This window comes from Paulownia witches'-broom phytoplasma (assembly GCF_019396865.1).
Lineage (GTDB): Bacteria > Bacillota_I > Bacilli_A > Acholeplasmatales > Acholeplasmataceae > Phytoplasma > Phytoplasma asteris.
This window is the reverse complement of the sequence record NZ_CP066882.1, coordinates 542,585-559,220: the sequence shown is the minus strand read 5'-3', so window position 1 is coordinate 559,220 and position 16,636 is coordinate 542,585. Positions and strand designations below refer to the sequence as shown.

General features: G+C 23.6%; 20 protein-coding genes and 4 pseudogenes. 11 read left to right on the top strand and 13 right to left on the bottom strand.

Features of this window, described 5'->3' with window-relative positions; genetic code table 11:
* The 11 genes and pseudogenes from HGD80_RS02985 (at position 1) to HGD80_RS05015 (ending at position 9,579) form a co-directional block, all read left to right on the top strand.
* Positions 1-839, top strand: a pseudogene (locus HGD80_RS02985) (hypothetical protein).
* The gene (locus HGD80_RS05030; RefSeq protein WP_225904296.1) at positions 817-1,746 is read left to right on the top strand and encodes a hypothetical protein; all 930 of its coding nucleotides are present in this window, start codon (positions 817-819) and stop codon (positions 1,744-1,746) included. The pseudogene HGD80_RS02985 and the gene HGD80_RS05030 overlap by 23 nt, the downstream one beginning before the upstream one ends.
* A gap of 1,404 nt (positions 1,747-3,150) precedes the next feature.
* Entirely contained in the window at positions 3,151-3,315 is a 165-nt protein-coding gene (locus HGD80_RS02970; protein ID WP_219474376.1) for a hypothetical protein, read from the top strand.
* Positions 3,316-3,526: 211 nt separating this feature from the next.
* The gene (locus tag HGD80_RS02965; RefSeq protein ID WP_219474374.1) at positions 3,527-3,832 is read left to right on the top strand and encodes a hypothetical protein; all 306 of its coding nucleotides are present in this window, start codon (positions 3,527-3,529) and stop codon (positions 3,830-3,832) included.
* Between the two features lie 11 nt (positions 3,833-3,843).
* The gene (locus tag HGD80_RS02960; RefSeq protein WP_219475652.1) at positions 3,844-4,155 is read left to right on the top strand and encodes a hypothetical protein; all 312 of its coding nucleotides are present in this window, start codon (positions 3,844-3,846) and stop codon (positions 4,153-4,155) included.
* A gap of 21 nt (positions 4,156-4,176) precedes the next feature.
* Entirely contained in the window at positions 4,177-4,647 is a 471-nt protein-coding gene (locus HGD80_RS02955) for a hypothetical protein (protein ID WP_225904295.1), read from the top strand.
* Positions 4,625-5,284, top strand: a complete 660-nt coding sequence (locus HGD80_RS02950; protein ID WP_219474369.1) for a hypothetical protein — start codon at positions 4,625-4,627, stop codon at positions 5,282-5,284. The genes HGD80_RS02955 and HGD80_RS02950 overlap by 23 nt, the downstream gene beginning before the upstream one ends.
* A 31-nt stretch (positions 5,285-5,315) precedes the next feature.
* Positions 5,316-6,173, top strand: coding sequence for a DUF2963 domain-containing protein (locus tag HGD80_RS02945; RefSeq protein ID WP_219474368.1), 858 nt, complete (start codon positions 5,316-5,318; stop codon positions 6,171-6,173).
* 292 nt (positions 6,174-6,465) lie between these two features.
* Complete coding sequence (locus tag HGD80_RS05025; RefSeq protein ID WP_225904294.1) at positions 6,466-7,767, top strand: UvrD-helicase domain-containing protein; 1,302 nt, start codon at positions 6,466-6,468, stop codon at positions 7,765-7,767.
* A gap of 382 nt (positions 7,768-8,149) precedes the next feature.
* On the top strand, positions 8,150-9,085 hold the full coding sequence (locus HGD80_RS05020) for a hypothetical protein (RefSeq protein WP_225904293.1): 936 nt from the start codon (positions 8,150-8,152) through the stop codon (positions 9,083-9,085).
* Between the two features lie 44 nt (positions 9,086-9,129).
* Positions 9,130-9,579 carry a hypothetical protein gene (locus HGD80_RS05015; RefSeq protein ID WP_225904292.1) on the top strand — a complete coding sequence of 150 codons (450 nt, stop codon included), beginning with the start codon at positions 9,130-9,132 and terminating at the stop codon, positions 9,577-9,579.
* Between the two features lie 202 nt (positions 9,580-9,781).
* Here the strand turns inward: HGD80_RS05015 and HGD80_RS05635 are convergent, their stop codons facing one another.
* From HGD80_RS05635 to HGD80_RS02890, 13 genes and pseudogenes are all read right to left on the bottom strand, one after another.
* On the bottom strand, positions 9,782-10,231 hold the full coding sequence (locus HGD80_RS05635; protein ID WP_225904449.1) for a type II restriction endonuclease: 450 nt from the start codon (positions 10,229-10,231) through the stop codon (positions 9,782-9,784).
* Positions 10,232-10,333: 102 nt separating this feature from the next.
* A pseudogene (locus HGD80_RS05630) lies at positions 10,334-11,026 on the bottom strand (DNA adenine methylase); the annotation flags it as partial.
* A 416-nt stretch (positions 11,027-11,442) separates the two neighbouring features.
* Positions 11,443-12,222: a hypothetical protein gene (locus HGD80_RS05625; RefSeq protein ID WP_318839865.1), complete on the bottom strand. Its 780-nt coding sequence runs from the start codon at positions 12,220-12,222 to the stop codon at positions 11,443-11,445.
* Complete coding sequence (locus HGD80_RS05620; protein ID WP_318839887.1) at positions 12,222-12,464, bottom strand: ATP-binding protein; 243 nt, start codon at positions 12,462-12,464, stop codon at positions 12,222-12,224. The genes HGD80_RS05625 and HGD80_RS05620 overlap by 1 nt, the downstream gene beginning before the upstream one ends.
* A gap of 26 nt (positions 12,465-12,490) precedes the next feature.
* Entirely contained in the window at positions 12,491-12,859 is a 369-nt protein-coding gene (locus tag HGD80_RS05615) for a hypothetical protein (RefSeq protein WP_318839864.1), read from the bottom strand.
* Between the two features lie 890 nt (positions 12,860-13,749).
* Entirely contained in the window at positions 13,750-14,049 is a 300-nt protein-coding gene (locus HGD80_RS05000) for a hypothetical protein (RefSeq protein ID WP_225904291.1), read from the bottom strand.
* Between the two features lie 158 nt (positions 14,050-14,207).
* Positions 14,208-14,408 (bottom strand): hypothetical protein, encoded by a 201-nt coding sequence (locus tag HGD80_RS04995; protein WP_225904290.1) that lies wholly within the window; start codon positions 14,406-14,408, stop codon positions 14,208-14,210.
* A gap of 5 nt (positions 14,409-14,413) precedes the next feature.
* On the bottom strand, positions 14,414-14,899 hold the full coding sequence (locus tag HGD80_RS02915) for a hypothetical protein (protein WP_219474361.1): 486 nt from the start codon (positions 14,897-14,899) through the stop codon (positions 14,414-14,416).
* A gap of 17 nt (positions 14,900-14,916) precedes the next feature.
* Positions 14,917-15,135 (bottom strand): hypothetical protein, encoded by a 219-nt coding sequence (locus HGD80_RS02910; protein ID WP_219474358.1) that lies wholly within the window; start codon positions 15,133-15,135, stop codon positions 14,917-14,919.
* A gap of 323 nt (positions 15,136-15,458) precedes the next feature.
* Complete coding sequence (locus HGD80_RS05455; RefSeq protein WP_264081074.1) at positions 15,459-15,695, bottom strand: hypothetical protein; 237 nt, start codon at positions 15,693-15,695, stop codon at positions 15,459-15,461.
* Positions 15,688-16,121, bottom strand: a pseudogene (locus HGD80_RS02900) (hypothetical protein). The gene HGD80_RS05455 and the pseudogene HGD80_RS02900 overlap by 8 nt, the downstream one beginning before the upstream one ends.
* Positions 16,103-16,327, bottom strand: a complete 225-nt coding sequence (locus tag HGD80_RS02895) for a hypothetical protein (protein WP_225904289.1) — start codon at positions 16,325-16,327, stop codon at positions 16,103-16,105. The pseudogene HGD80_RS02900 and the gene HGD80_RS02895 overlap by 19 nt, the downstream one beginning before the upstream one ends.
* A 15-nt stretch (positions 16,328-16,342) precedes the next feature.
* Positions 16,343-16,631: pseudogene (locus HGD80_RS02890) on the bottom strand (HU family DNA-binding protein).
* Between the last annotated feature and the right edge of the window lie 5 nt (positions 16,632-16,636).

The following is a 16,636-nucleotide window of genomic DNA, read 5'->3' as shown; positions in this document are numbered from 1 at the left end:
ATGGTGAAACGAACAAATAAAAACAATCAAAATCAATCCAAAAACAATAAATCTAACAAAATAATTATCAAAAGAAAAACTCAAATCCCTAAAATAATTATCGAAACTCAAACTAACAAAGAAAACTGGTTTCTTAAAATCATTAAAACTTTCTTTAACATCCTCAAATGGCTCATCCCATTATTATTAATTGGTGGGGCGTTTTATTGGACTCTTTTTAAATTCTTTCCTGAAGTTTTAAACTAAATCAACACTTTTACAGCTAATGCTGCTACTAAAACTAAATTGTTTTACGATAAAGCTACTCAACCAATTCGTCAAGTTATCGAATATATCTATAATAAAGTAACAGGCAATGATAAAAATCCTAATCATACTCCTTCACCGCAAAATGAATTAGGTTATTATCTAGCAACTACTTTAAGCGTCATCGGGATTTGTTTAGGATTTGGGAAAATCGGTAATTGGTTCAAAAGTGGAAAGAAAAAGACTATCAAAAAAGGGACTAAAACTATCATTCAAAAAAAAGCTACTTCAAAAATAGCGAATGTCGGCGGTAAAATCCTTAAAATCGGTAGTAAAGTTTTATTTTGGGTTTCTTTAGCTTCAACCGCTTACGAACTTTATCAATTTCATCACGAAGAAACAAAAATACCTAATCCACCTCAACAATTAACCAATAAAATGAAAAACCCCCAATATTAAACACACAAGCGCCATCTATCCAACAACAACCAGACACTGAATTACCAACTATAGTTAACCCAACTCAAGAAGAAACAACAACAGAAGAAACAGAAGAAGAAGAAAGTAAAATTGGTAACTTTAACAATCCCTGATAATGGTTCAGTTGTTCAATCAACAACTGAACCTACCTTATTACAACAAGAACAACACCAACACACACCACCTCTTGGTGAGGAATTAAAAAAAAATAACAAAACAACGGAAACACAACAACTAACTCCTGAAGAAATCATCAAAGCCAAAAACTTATTAGAAATTCAACTTCAACAAGAAAAAATTAATAGTTTAACTTTAGAAACTCAAAAAGCTAATTTAGAACATGATTTAACTCAAAAACAAGAAGAATTAGAAAATAATCAAAAACTTTCTGAACAAGAAAAACAAGAACTTCAAAAAGAAATCAATCAACAAACTGACAAAATCCGTTCTAAAGAAAACGAAATCTTTATCCAAGATCAAAAAATTAATCAACTAGAAACTGATCTTCACCAAGAAAAAACTCTTAACACTGAAAAAGAAAAACAAATTAATGAATTAATCAATCAAATCAACGAACAAAACCAAATGACCGAAAAACTCCAAAATCAACTCCAAGCACAAAAATCCTTAATTGAAACTAAAAACCAAGAATTAATAACTAATCAAGCTTTATCTCAACAAGAAAAACAAGCACTCCAACAGGAAATCAATCAATTGACTAATAATTTTCAACAAAAAGAAAAAGAATATCAAGCAACTATCTACCAAAAAGACCAAGAAATCACCCACTTAAACCAAATAATCCACGAACAAGCCAATGAAATTAACCGTTTAAGTGAAGAATTAGAACAACAAATCGATAAATGGGCGCAACAAGGCCTTCACATTGAAGCTTTAGAAGGAACCATTAAGGCTTTAGAAAACGCTTCAGGCAAATATATCGAAGAAAACACCGAACTCCGTCATAAAATCAATAAACTCAAAGAAAAAAAGACAAGTCCTAACAAAAACCATACATGATAGACCATCATACAAGCAACTGAAACCAAAATTAAAAGAAAAGCTAGATGATTTAGTTCAAAAACAAAAAAAATTAAAAAAAATCAATTTAACTATACAAGAACAAAAGGTTAACTATAGTGACGCAATTCAACCTTTAAAAGCTTTGAGGTGTTCCTTTTTTTTAGACACTTTTTTATTTAAAAATTGTTCTTTAAGACTTAAAATTAATAGATAATTTCATATCTTTTCAAACTAACAAAGTAATTTCATTAAACTTAAAAAGTGTCTAATGTTTTTACATAATTTGCTAGTTTCAAAAGATATTTTTTAAAATATTTTATCCCTACATTATATAGTTAGGGCAAAAAAACGAAAAACTCACCTATAAAACGACATGGATTAAATTTTTTTGCGTAATAATGCGGAATTTTTGATTTTGGGTCGGTTATGCTATATAATAACAGGGTTAAATAGCAAAATGCTCACCATAAACACTAGCGAAAATGATGATAGAAGAGATAAAAAATGGAAAAAAGTGAAAAAAAATAAAACAACATACCCCCCCTCAAATGAGGGGGTCTAAATTAGGTTAAAAAAATGATTCGTTTTAATTTATGCCAAAATTGTAAAAAATAAAAGTACGCATTTACAAGGGTTTTGAAGGTCACTTAGAGGCTAAATTGAATATAAAGGGGGTCTAAATCAATCCTATGGCAAAATTTACCCTAATTTTAATTAAATCAAAGCGAGAGGGCCAAAATAATGCGTTTAAGAGCATTCCTGATTTAGGGGGGTATTTTAAAATAGTCAGTAGAAGAAATTATAATTATAATGTTTGTTGTAAAAATTAATCTTAATGGGTGTGTGTTTAATTTATTAGATCGATGAGTTAAAAAATACAATTTTATTTTATTTTTTTTAAAAATTCTTGAAAACGATGGATATTGAATAAAACATTGGTTTCCGTTAAGGTTTTTTCCAACAAAGATGCGTTTTTTCAAACCTGGACCTTCTATCACATAAATAAATTGAATATTTTTGAATTTATTGATAGTTTTACTAAATTCTACCAAACGTTTTAATTCGCTATTAATTTTGGAGCCTGAAGTGTTAAAAAACTACATTCTAAAAGATAATTTATATTATTATGTTTAAAAACAAAATCCACTCTTTTTGTTTCTTTTAATTCAACACCTTTTATAAAATGTCTGTTAAAAGAACTTCTTCTTGAAAATTGAAATTATTTGTTTTTAAAAGAGTTTTAATTAAATTAGGCAACAAAACCCCTGATTTATTTTTTCTTGAATATTGTAGGCGATTAAAGAACCATTAAAAAAAATACCAACTTTTAAGTTGGTTTCCTTATTGTTTCTAAATACTAAAAAATATTTTTCTTATTAAATAATAAAAAAGGAGATTAAAATGGCGAGAAATTACAGACGTTCTTATTTCAGTAAAAAATCTTTTAGAAGAAATAAATTAACATTAGGCAGATTTTTTACATATTGGATTTTACCTACATTAGGCATTGTTATTCCTTTTATTGTTTATTTTGCTTCAAAAGGTTATTTATCAATAGCTAAATAATAAAAAGGAGAATAAAAAATGACTTTTAGACAAATATTAACTTTAATTGCTCTTGGTTGTATTTTTATATTTGCAGCTTATAAACTTGGTTTTATTGTTCCTGATGCAACTAAAATTACATGGATTAAATAAATGAGTGGTTTTTTTAAAAAACCACTCATTAAGAGATAATATATGAATAAATTAATTTAAAATTAAGGAGTTTTTTAAAATGGATAAAAAACAAAAAATAAAAAAAGAAAACGAATATTGCGAAACTGATTTGGGAATAAGCGTGTGTTATTCTGATTTTACTTTATTTGGTGAAATAATGGTTTTAATGATTTTAATTAGTTTAGGTGGAATTTTTGTATTATTTGGATTTAAGTTTATTTCATTTTTTCAAATTAATCATGAAATTTTTACAATTCTTTTTAATATTTTTTCTATTTGTGGTCTTTCATTTTGTTTAATAATTCACTGTATACCTAAATTGCTTTTTAAAAAAGTAGATTATGAAAAGGTTGAAAAAGAATAAAGGAAAATTAGATGAAAAAATATAATTTATTTGATAATTTTATTTGTTTATTGATGGGTTCAATTATTGGTATATTTTTATATATTAATTTTTTTACCAAAAATAATAAAGAAAAAGAATTAGAAACAATTCAAAAAGATAATAAGCCAGTTGAAATAATAAAGGAAATTGAAAAGCCAATAGAAATTATTAAATATGTTAATTTAACTGATTCTCAAAAATTAGATTTAATAAATAAATTAAAAAATAAATTTATAAATTATAATAACCAAAATTATTTATATAAAAAAGATATTGAAAATATTTTAAATAATTTTAAATAATTTTATAGAAAGGAATAATTGATGGATATACAACAAACAATTATTAATATTGTTGAATCTAAAATATTTATTTCTTTTGCTTCTTCTATCTTTGGTATTTTTATTTATTGGCTTTATTTTTATATTAAAGAATGGAAAAGTAAATATGATTTTAGTGATGAATTGCATTGTGTAGTAAATAAATATATTAAAAATGGACAAATTACTGTTAGAGAGTTTGGAGCTTTAATTAGGATAATATCTCAAATGAGTAATTATTTGGGTATATATAAAGAACATGTTTATAAAATGATTAAAGAATTTGGAGAACATGGAGGACTTAGTTTTTCTGAGGGTATTTTTGATGAAAAAGATAATAATAAAGAAAATAAAGAAAATAATTATAATTTAGATGAAATTTTAAAAGAGAATTTAAAATTAAAAAATCAATTAAATAATATAAAAAATCCTTTAATTTCGGAATCTATTGATGATACTGAAAATGATTTTTAGTTTTAACTTTTTAAAATATTTAATTTTCTTTGAATTTAAAGATTTTTTTTATTTATTATATAGTATTTTTTATAGTATTTTTTTTACTAAATCATCTTTTTTATTTTATTTTAACGTTGGTTGGAATAATAATTTTTTAATTATTTTTAATATGATAAAAAAAGCAATTGTTTTTATATGGGAACAATTAACAACTTTAATTTATCCTTTAAAATTATTTAGTTCATTGTTTGTTTTTTTAATGCAAATATTAAAAATTTTTATTGATGTTTTTGGTAGTATTATAGGTTATATAAAAAGTTCTATAACAAGTCTTACCGGTCAAAAATTAATTGACCCTAGTGAAAGTATGTGGGAAAAATTAAAAGAAATAGCAAAGATAATTTTTAATGTTACTGTTGCTGGTTCTGTTATTTATTTTTTAAAAGAAGTTAATAGTTTTCTTTTAAATTCTTTTATTAAAATAGGTGATTTGTTGTTTAAAATTGTTTTAAGAATATTAGATATTATTTCAATTGTTTTAAAATTCTTTTTATTTTTGTTTAAAAAGGTTATAATAATATTGAGTTTTGTTTTATCATTTTTTATTAATTTCCTATATTTATGGGTATTTGAAAATGCTAAAAAAATTCTTTAATTATTTTTGATAATAGAAAAGAGGTTTAAAAATGTCAAGTTTTAGAATTGGCAATAAATATTATAAAATAATTCCTTTTTTAATTACTACTGGAATATTACTGTATTTTGTGTTTTGGATAGCTTCTCATACTTATAGATATCATTTAGCAACCGAAGAAAGACGTAAATTACAAGAAGTAGATATTGCAGCAAAAGCAAAAGAGTTGAATGATGTTATACATAATGAAAATAAAAAACTTAAAGAAGAAAACGAAAATTTAAAAAGTGTTCCTTATGAGTTTATAAGAGAAAATGGAGAAAAAGAATATTATAATTTATTTACTCGCAAATTAGTTAAAAAAATTGATAAAGATGATACAATTTGGGAATATGATAAAAATAATGGTTTTTTGTTGAAAAAAACTGATAAATATAATAATGTTGAAGAGTACGATTCACTCGGTAAATTAATCAAAAAAACTTTATCAGATGGCGTTTGGATGGAATATAATCCTATTAATTCAAAATTAATCAAACGTAAAACTATTGATGGTTCTATTGAAGAATTTGATGATAATGAAGAAAAGTTTAAAAAAACATTTTATCTTCAAGATGGCAAAACAATAGATGAAATAGAAGAATATAATTCTCAAGGTAAATTAATTAAAAAAACTATTTATAAATTGGATGGCAAAACAATATATAAAATAGAAGAATATAATTCTCAAGGTAAATTAATTAAAAAAACATTTTATCTTCAAGATGGCAAAACAATAGATAAAATAGAAGAATATAATTCTCAAGGTAAATTAATTAAAAAAACTATTTATAAATTTGATGGCAAAAAAATAGATAAAATAGAAGAATATAATCCCGAAATAGGTAATAAAATTAAAAAAAACTTATAATTCAGACGGAACTGTTAAAGAAGTAAGAAATCATTAATCATGAATAAAAAAAGAAAATTAATATTAAAAGTATTCCAAGACGAGCGTAGCGAACTAGGCGGACAGCCGAGGAATATTACAATTAATATATTACACCCTCCTATAAAGTCCCCTTTGGGGATTTAGGGGGTTTTTTGTATCGAGCGCCTTACCTGTGAACTATCAGGTAAGGAGTAGCGAGAACGAACCAACCGCCTTCGCCGTGAACTATCGGTGAAGGAGTAGGTTGGAGAGTCTATTAAAGGAGAATAAGGTGTTATTTAATTTATCAAAAGAACAAAAAGATATTATTAATTCAGATGCTTCTTGCATGTATATACATGGTGGTGCTGGTTCTGGCAAAACTACTATTTTAATTGAAAAATTAAGACAAAAACAAAAAGAAAAACCTTTAATTTTGGTAGCTACTAATGCTACTAAAAATATTATTTATGATAAATTATTTTCATCATTAAAAAAAGACTATTCTTCTTATAATGATGATGAATTAGAAAAATATTTAAAAGAAAACTATGAAATTAGAACATTTCATAGTTTTGCTTATTCTTGTTATTTAAAATATAATATTTTTAATAAAACAACACAACAAAGAAAATTTATTGATGATGAAACTAAATTAAATATTTTAAAACTGATTTTAAAAGAAAATCAAGATTTAAAAATGTATTTTAAAGAACAAAGAAAATATTCATTTAGAAAGCTTTTACAGGAATTAAATAATTTAATACGTTTGACTTTTGAAAAAGAAAACTGTTATTCATCTATTAAAATTGATGATAAAGTTTTAAAAAAATCTTTTGAATTGTTATTAAATTTGTATTATGAAAAATTAAATTATAATAATTTAATAACTTTTGATGGTTTATTAATTGAAACTAGTGATTATATTGAATTTGTTGAAAGAAATAATGGTTTAATTTATAATCGTCCTGTTTTTATTGATGAATTTCAAGATTTAAATTATTTTTATTATTTTATTATAAAAGAACTTTTATTAAATAAACCAAATTCTTTATATTGTTTTGGTGATTATACTCAAAATATTTATAGTTCTTTTGGTTCTAGTGAACGTATTTTGGAACTTTTTGTAAAAGATTTTAAACCTGAAAAACATTTTTTAAATGTTAATTATCGTTCCAAAGGTATTAATATTGTTAAAGCATCTAATGAATTAATTGATAATAAGGAATATTTACAATTATCTTTTAGTGAAAAAAAATATAGAGATTTTATAAATTTTTCTTTTTTTGATAATTTTTATCAACAAGTTAATTATTTGTGTGAAAAAATTAAAAATTCTTTAATTTATTCTACAACTGTTCTTTGCCGTAGTAATGCTGAATTACAAAAAATTAAAGATGAGTTTGAAAAAAACCAAATTCCTTTTACTATATCTGATAATAATAGTAAAGAAAATGAAATTATTTTGTCAACAATACATGGATATAAAGGATATGAAAATGAATTTGTTTATTTAATTGGTTGGCAAAATCGAAATGAATTACAAGACAAAGTTTTAGAAAAAAAAAATTTATACTGCAATAACTCGTGCTAAACGTGATATTGAAATTTTAACTTTAAATGATTCTTCTATTTTTATAGATTATTTTTATTCCTTAATAAAAAAAGAATTAATTTCTGATGATTTTACAAAAGGATTAAACGATAAAATTTTTGATTTAGATTATTTAAAAATTTGTTTACCTAATTCAAAAGATATAGAAAATTATGATGAATTATCTACTACTATTAAAATTTATAATGAAAAAGTCAACCAATTAGAAAAACAACATAAATGTAATCAAATTAATGAATCTTATTATAAGAAATGTTATTTAAAATTATGTGTTTTATTTAAGGAAATTTCTAAAAATATTTATAAAGTAAATAAAAAAGATAATGGTTATGAAACTCGTTTAAAAGGGTTTAATTATTTTATGTTTGAACCTTTGGAACGAATTAAATATTATAAAAAACATTTAAAAGAAAAAAAAGAAGAAAGGTATTTGTCATTAAGTGATGATGATTTGAAATTGGATTATTCTTTAAAAAAACAATTAAAAGAAAATAAATTGCAAGAAATTAAACCAAAATCAAAAATTTTAAGGCATTATCGAGATTCTTCACAAAATGCTAAGGATAAACTTTTATATAATTTCAAAGATTCTAAAAAAATATCTTTTATTACTTTGACAGCTCCTTATGATGATTTACAAGGTAAAACTATAAAATATACTCATGAACCTGATATTATGGGGCAAGTAAGGAAACGTTTTATTCGTTTAGTGAGAAAAAGTTATTTATCAAATTTATTTCAACAATTCTCTCAAAACGATTTGTTTTATTCTAAAATGCAAGATTTTCGTTATTTTTGGTCTTTAGAAACTACTAAATTAGGAGTTATTCATTATCATATTATTTTTAATATTGATGTTTTAAATTCTTTTGGTGGATATTCTCGTTATTTGTGTACTGATAAAGATTATGCTTTGGGTTTAAAAAACCGACCTATTAAAGGAAATAAGAGTATTTTTTATGATGATTATTTAATGCATAAAATAGATGAAAAAGGTAATATTAAAATACCTCAAAATTATTACGAGAAAAATAATGTTAAAGTGCCAAAAATTACTTTGCTTTGGGCTAATGCTTATGCATCTGTTATGAATAAAAATAATATAAAACATTATAAACATTTAAATCCAATTAGTCAAAACGTGCAAATTTTTAGACCATCAAAAAAAATCTTTTATTTGAAAAAATTGAAATTAGTAAATGTAAAGCTTTTTATAAAGGTACTTTTGATAAAAAAGATTATGTCAATAAAATTGTTTCATATGTTAGTAAATATGTTTCTAAAAATGATAAACTAATTGAAACAAATTCTAATAAAGGAATTGATTTTTATAGTCGTCATTTGTTTGGATTTTCTCGTACATGTTTTACTTGTCCGCAAAAATCTTTTTTGGCATTATTTCCTTATGATATAATTAAAGAAATAGAATTAAGTCCATTTCCAGTGGTTAATTTTAATTTTTCTAATATATTTGAATGGAATATTAAACAAAGAGTTAATGGAAAAAATATTAAAATTCCACATAATTTGACTTTGTTGTGTAAATCTTATATGAATTCACAACAATTTCAAAATTCTAATTATTTTAGTTTAAATTTATCTGGTATTCAACCAAAAAATCATTTTCTTAATAAGAATTTTAAAAAATATTTTAAGTTACAAAAACTTAAATTAAAACTTAAAAAAGATTATGAAAAAAAAGATATTAAAATATTAAATAAAGTTGAATGTCAATATTGGTATAGATATCTTGAAAATAATTATATTCAAAGTTTTCAAATTTCATCTTAATTTAATTTGATTAAATTATTTTAAATTCAATATTTTTAGTTAATTTTGCTGTCTAATTATTAGACGGCTTTTGTTGTTGGAAAAAAATAAATAAAATTATTTATAAATTTTAAAAAACTTAAAAAAACTTTAAATTATTAAAATTATTAATGTTATAATATAAGTAATAAGAAAAAGATTTTTTTTAAAAGAAACAATATTTTTAAAAAATCAGTAATCGCCTACAAAAAACCCTTGAGTTAGAATCCAACCCCACCAAAACCCCAAAAATATAATCTTTAATATTTTGATTAAAATTTGAATTTACAAAAACATTAGTTAGAAGTTTTGATTCTTTAATAAAATTAATGACAACTTCTTTATCTTGGCGGTCAAAAGTAATTTCTTGGTTTTGGTTGTTAAAATAAATAAATTTTTCGTTTTTCGCAAAACGATTGTTAGCTAATAATATTGGCAAAAATTCAAAAGCATTTGATAATTCTTGCCATTGTAATTCAAATTTATCATAAAATTCTTGCTCAGTTTTGGATTTAAGTTTATTCCATTTTTTAATAATTTCTTCATTTTGGTTTATAAAATGATTAACTTTTTTTTCCCACGAAACATAATCCTTTAAAAAATAAGATGTAGATTTTAACTCTTTGAAAAACAATAAATTATTTATTTGTTTAATTTGGTCATCTCTTAATGTAAAATTCGTAATAATTGTTTCGTAGGTGTTATTTTTCCGATTGCAGCTTTGGGAATTGATAAAACGATTAACAGGAATTCTTATAAAATTAAAATCTTTGTATAAGTGGTTAATTAATTGAGTGTCGTGATTAGTTAAAACCCATTTAACTCCTCTTAAATGAGCTGCTTTTAAAGATTCAAACAAATCTTTTTGGTTTGTTTGATTAAAAGGGGATGCATTATAGCTGTTAAAAGTTTGAGTATCTGAATCATAAGGAGGATCACAAAACAATAAATCATTAATTTGTGTTTGAGCAACTATTGTTGCGTAATCTTGGTTTTGGATTTTAATTTCATTCTTTTTTAACAATAATGTGATATTTTTAAGATTAGATTCGTTAATGATAGTTGATAAACAAACATCATTTTTCCCATTAAATGGAGAGTTAAATTGATTTTTAGAATTAACACGATAAAGACCATTAAAACAAGTTTTATTAAGAAAAATAAAGCGAGCAGTTTTTGAAATATTATCCAACGAAGAGGTTTTTTGGTCGCGCAATTGATAATAAAAATCTTTTTTTCTAATTTTAAACGTTTAATATATGTTTTTAATAAATTAACAACATCACGAGATTGTGATTTTAAAGTATGCCAAGCAGTTATCAATTCTTCATTAATATCAGACAAAACAGCTTTTTGAGGTTCCAAACTAAAAAAAAACACTCCCACCTCCTAAAAAAGGTTCAAAATAAGTTTCATATTTAACATTCATAACAACTTTCAAAAATGGCCAAAGTTGGGTTTTCCACCCGACCATTTGACAAATGGTTTTAGTTTTAATGTATTTGACATTTTGATAACCTCTTTCTTGTTTTTTAACTATTTTTCTACAACTTAAAATTTTAAGATAAATAGAGGCATTTACCCTACTTAAATTGAAATTAGTTATATAAACTATCCTAATTATACCTCAAATCAAGATTATAACATTAAAATTTTGATTGTTTATTTAAGAAGATATCACATTTCATTAAATTAATTAAAAAGACCAACTTGAAAGTTGGTCTTAATATTATTTTATCCTCTTGTTCTTGGTTATAATGATTTTTTAGTTTCTTTAATATTAAATTTCTTGGTATAAAGGGTAATGTATTTTTTGACTGGATTGAAGTGAAGATAGTAGTTTTTTTATCTAAATTTACCATCAAAATTTTTAATACTTTCAAATTCACGACATTTAAATTCATCTATGTAAAAATCTTTATCTTCTTCAAGTAACCATTTTGGTCCTTCGTAGTTAAGTTCTATAGTGTGGTTGGTTGGGTCTTGGATTAATGATACCGTGAATTGTGAATCTCCGCGTTTACGTTGGATGCTAAAACCGTCAAAATAATCAATTTGGTCGTTTTTATATTTCCATTTATTGAAAGGATTTTTGTAAAAAGGTGGGATGTCAGTTGGTTCGTATTCTTGGTGTTGTCCCTTGCCTAAACCATTTAAGCCATAGAAGGTGTATTCTATATTAATTTGAATGTTACTTTTGGGTGGGTTCAAGTATTTTAACAAATCTTTTTCCCATTCTACATATTGATCTTCACATTCTTTTCTTCTAACTTCTTTAGTTGTTTCAGAAACTTTAATATTTTGGAAAATATTAATAGCTTCATCCAAATCAGAAGCTAACATCACTTCATGATTAGGGTTTTTACGTTTATATTTTTTGGCTTTAATATAAGCACTATCAATTATTTTTTCTTTTAAATTTCTAGTAGAATAATTTTTGCCTTTGCATCTATTAGCAATTTCTTTTAAATGAAGGTAAGTGTGATAACTAATTTTATAATCAGTTACTAAAAATTGTAAAAATCCTTCAATTTCATCATCTTTTAATAAATCAATTTTAATTTCTTTGCTAAATCTACTTCTTAAAGCACTATCAATTTTGTCTAAATGATTGGTAGCGCCCATTAAGACAATTTTTTATTACTTCTTTTAAAGCCATCTAATTTAGTTGATAAATTATTAACAATATTAATACTTGTTTTGTTAGATTGGTTATCTTCGCGATTGGCAAGTCCGCTAATTTCATCAATAAATATAATAGTTTTATCATGATTTTCTGCTTCTTGCCATATTTTTTCTAATTCTTCATTTCCTTCACCAACGTAAGTCTTATCAAATTTTGAAGGTTCTAATTCAATATAGTGTATTCCTAATTCATTGCATAAAGCTTTAATTAAAAAACTTTTGCTTGTTCCTGGTGGAAATATCCTCTAGGAATTAATTTGTCAAAATTAACCATAGAAGTGTCGTCGTCTTGAAAAGATTCTACTAAATCTTCTAACTCTTCTTTTTCTTGTTTCATTCCATAGACATCAGAAAACATAACTTGTTGTTTTGGAGGGTGAAAAGGAATATTATTTTGTAAAGTTTTAATTTCTTCTTGTAATTGTTTGATTTGTTTATCGAATTTAATTAATTGACCACCTAAAAACAAATCATAACTTTTTAAATTTTGAAATTCTTCAACATTATCTTTGTTTTGAATCATTAAATCTTTAATGATGTTTTTATTAGCGTTATTCAAAACCATTGCTTCTTTCAAACTTTGAAGTTTTTCATTAATAAATAAATTTTTACTAGTTTTGGTGATTTGAGAAGTAATAGTTTGAATTCTTTCTTGGTTATTAGTTTTTGTAGTTAATAATTGTTTTTTTTGTTCGATTAAGTCTAAAGTTTTTTTATGAATAGATTCTTTTTTTATCTTTATTTTCTTGGAGTTTTTGGGTTAAAGAGTTAATTTCTTCTTGTAATTTGGTTTTATCTTCTTCTTTTAAGTCTTTGTTTTTGAGGTTAGTTTCTTTTGTTTCTTTTTTTGTTGTTAAGTTTTTTTCTTCTATATTAAAATCATTTATTATGTCTAAATTTAATTTAATTTGTTGGTCTAAATGTTGTATTTGTTGAAGGGTTTTCTTTGTTCTTCGATTTGAATTTCATTAGTTTTTTTGAATTCTTCGAGATATTTTGATATTTCATCTAATTCTTGGTTTTTTGAGGTGTTAACGAATTATTTTGCGGCAAATCGTTTTGTTTGGAAGTTTGGGAAAAAAAACCTTAAATCCATAAACCCAAAACCGCTAAAATACAAACACCCAAAAAATTAAATAAATTTTTTTTAATTTCATATTTTTTCCTTTCTTTTTTTATTCAACATCATAATATAAAGTGCGATGTTGTCCAAAACGTTTTTCATATAAATCAATCTTTTTTAAAATTTAATATGATTATTTGACCATAATAATCCTTCTTGAATATAATTATAATAAGGAAATTTTAGAACAAAATCATAATTATAAATATAAAAAGGTTCTTCAATTTTTTGATTAATTGGGTAAACGGCTACAATTTTATCCTTTTGAATATCTTTAATAATTATTTTATCTATTGCTAAATAACTAGGGCCACCAAAATTAGTTCCTTTATCATATATAATTTCTAAATGATAATTTTCAGGAGCAAAAGAAGTTGATTCTGAGACATAAGGTTTGTTATTGCTCCAAAAAAATACAAATTAGAAGCACCATTACCCAATTGGGTTAAATTGTCTAAATTATAAACATTATTGGTGCCATTTCTAGTTCCTCCATCAAAATACACTAACAAAAAATCTTTAGGGGGTTGCTCTTTAATGCGGTATTGAAAATTAATTTCATTATTTAAAGAATTATTATTATAAAGGGCGTAACTAAAATTACTTTTAAAAGTTTTTTGTTGGGGAAATGATGATGAAGCCACCCTAAAGCATCTTTTCTATCGCTGTTTTCTCCTAAAAACACATTATAAAGTTTCATATTATTTATTTCTTTTTCTTTTATGGGGATGATTTTATCATAAAAATAATTATCTATGAGATAAAATTTTCAAATGTTCTGCTATTTTTGTATGAATTATATCTACTTTTTTTCTAATGAGTTTATATTTTCTTTTAAATGTTCGCTTTTAAGATTGATATGTTCTTTTAAATTATTTGTTGAATTAATGGGTTGTACAAAATCATTTTTTGGGGGTTGATAAATAATATTTGCAAATCCAAAAACAATTAAAATACAAACAAAACAAATAAAGATTTTTTCAATAAATGTTAATGTAATCATTTATTTTATTGTTGTTCTAAATTAGTTATTTTGGTTTGGGTGTTTTCTTTATATTTAATTAAATATTTTTTTAATTCAGGAGAAATTTGAGGGTCTTGTAATTCTTTTTCAATGGCATTAAGATTGGTTTGTAAATTAATGGTATTTGTTTTTTTAGTTATTTGTTCATTTATGTTTTTGATTTTATTTTGAGCTTGGATTTTTTGGTTTTCTAAAGCATTCTTAGTTGTGCTAATTAAATCGGGTTGAACTAATTTTTCTTCTAATTGTTTAATATTAACAATATTTATTTCTTTATCTTTTAATAAATTTTTATATTTAATAATTTCTTTTTCTTTAAGTAGTTTTGTTTCTGTAAGCAAATGTTTTTCTTCCAGTTGATTTGTTGTTTTGATTTTGTTATCAATTTCTAAAATTTCTTCTTCAGATTTTTTTAAGAATTTTTTTAATAATAAATCAGTTTTTAATTCTTCTTTTTGTTGATTTTTCAATTTAATAATTTCTTCTATTATTTTTTTTCTTGGGAAGATAAATTAGAATCTTTCAATTCTTCATTTTTAATAGTTATTTCTTCGTTTAATTGTTCAATTTTGTTATTATCATCATCAAAACAACCATTATTGTTTGATTGTAAAAAAGTTTGTTTGTTGACAATAATTTCACAAATGGGATTATTATTATTTTTAATAAAGTAATAACTAACTCCTCCTATAATTGAAATTATCATTGTTAAAAGTAAAAAGAGATTGAAAAATATCTTTTAGTTCGAATATTTTTTGTGTTAATAACTTTTTTTGTTTTTTGGATTTTTCTCATTTTAAATTAAATTTCCTTTCTTTTGTTTTTTTCTTCTGTTTTTTCTAAATTATCTATAATTTAGTTAATTTTTTTATCTATTTTATTAAATTTTTCTTTTAATTTCTTGTTTTAATTCATCTACTTTCTTTTAAAGAATGAATTATTATTATTTAAAATTACGATTTAACAAAGATACCCAATTATGGATGCTGTTAAAATAAGTATTATTAAATTGATATAAAATAATTTTTTTTAATTATTTCCATCCTCCTTTTCATTAATTGGATTGTTTTTTTCTTTTGATTCGTTATTTGGATTTGTAATAATTGAAAATAAACTTTTAGTTTTATTTTCTTTTTTTGGCTCATTTAATTCATCGTTTTCTGGCGATGGAAGAAAATTAAAAAATATTTTTTTAATGATAAACATTAAAGAAGTTGTAAATAGAGCGCCAACGATAAATCCAATAGAGAAATTTAGATCATTCATTTCCATCCTCCTTGTTTATAATTGAATTGGTGTTTTTTGATTTAAGTTGTTTTTTCTTCTTTTTTTCTCTTTCCAATTAGCAACTTTGACTTTTTGTATTTCTATTTGGGATTGGAGTTTTTCTTGGGTTTCATTGATTTTATCTATTTTTTGTAATAATTTTTGCTCTAAATATTCTTGTCTGGCATTTTGGATTTCTAAGTTTTGTATTTTTTTGAAAAAGATAGCCAAAATTATATCTTTGATGAAAATTAAAGTGTTTGTAATTAATTTAAAAATAGGTTTGAACCCAGAAACAATAAGAATAGTGAAAATTGTTGTTTGGATTCCATCCATTCTTCGTTCAAGTATTTCGGTAGTGCTAAATCCTTTGGTATAATTTAGAATAAAATTGCTAATTGTTGTAACTATTGAAAATAACCACATATTTTTTTACCTTTCTTAATAATTTTTAAGAATTTTACTTCGTTTTTTAAACGATTTCTTTTTGTTTTAAAAGTTTTATTGGGGTGGGATAAATTAAGCCATTTCACTTTGGGTTGGCGGTATTTGTTGATTTTTTTCTTGGTTATTGGTTTGCTACAGTCTTTGAAATAAGTCCCACGGTATGCTTCTGTCAATCCATCACTCATGTTTTTATCTCCTTTTTATTCTAATTTAAGGGTTTTGACTTTATCTTTGAGGTTTTTTGGTAATTTGAAAGTTACCACAGTTTTTGAAGGGATTTTGAGTTTTTGCCTGTTTGGGGGTTTCGTCCCACGCGTGCATTGCGGGATTTGAGGACGAACTTGCCGAGTTGAGGTGATAAAACTACCTCTTCGTTGGATGTGATTGATTCAATTAAGGTATTTTCAAATGAATTGTAAAATTCTTCGGTTTTTGCAACTGAAGTTTTAGTTGCTTTGCAACTTCTTTGATTAATTCTTTCTTAGTCATTGTTT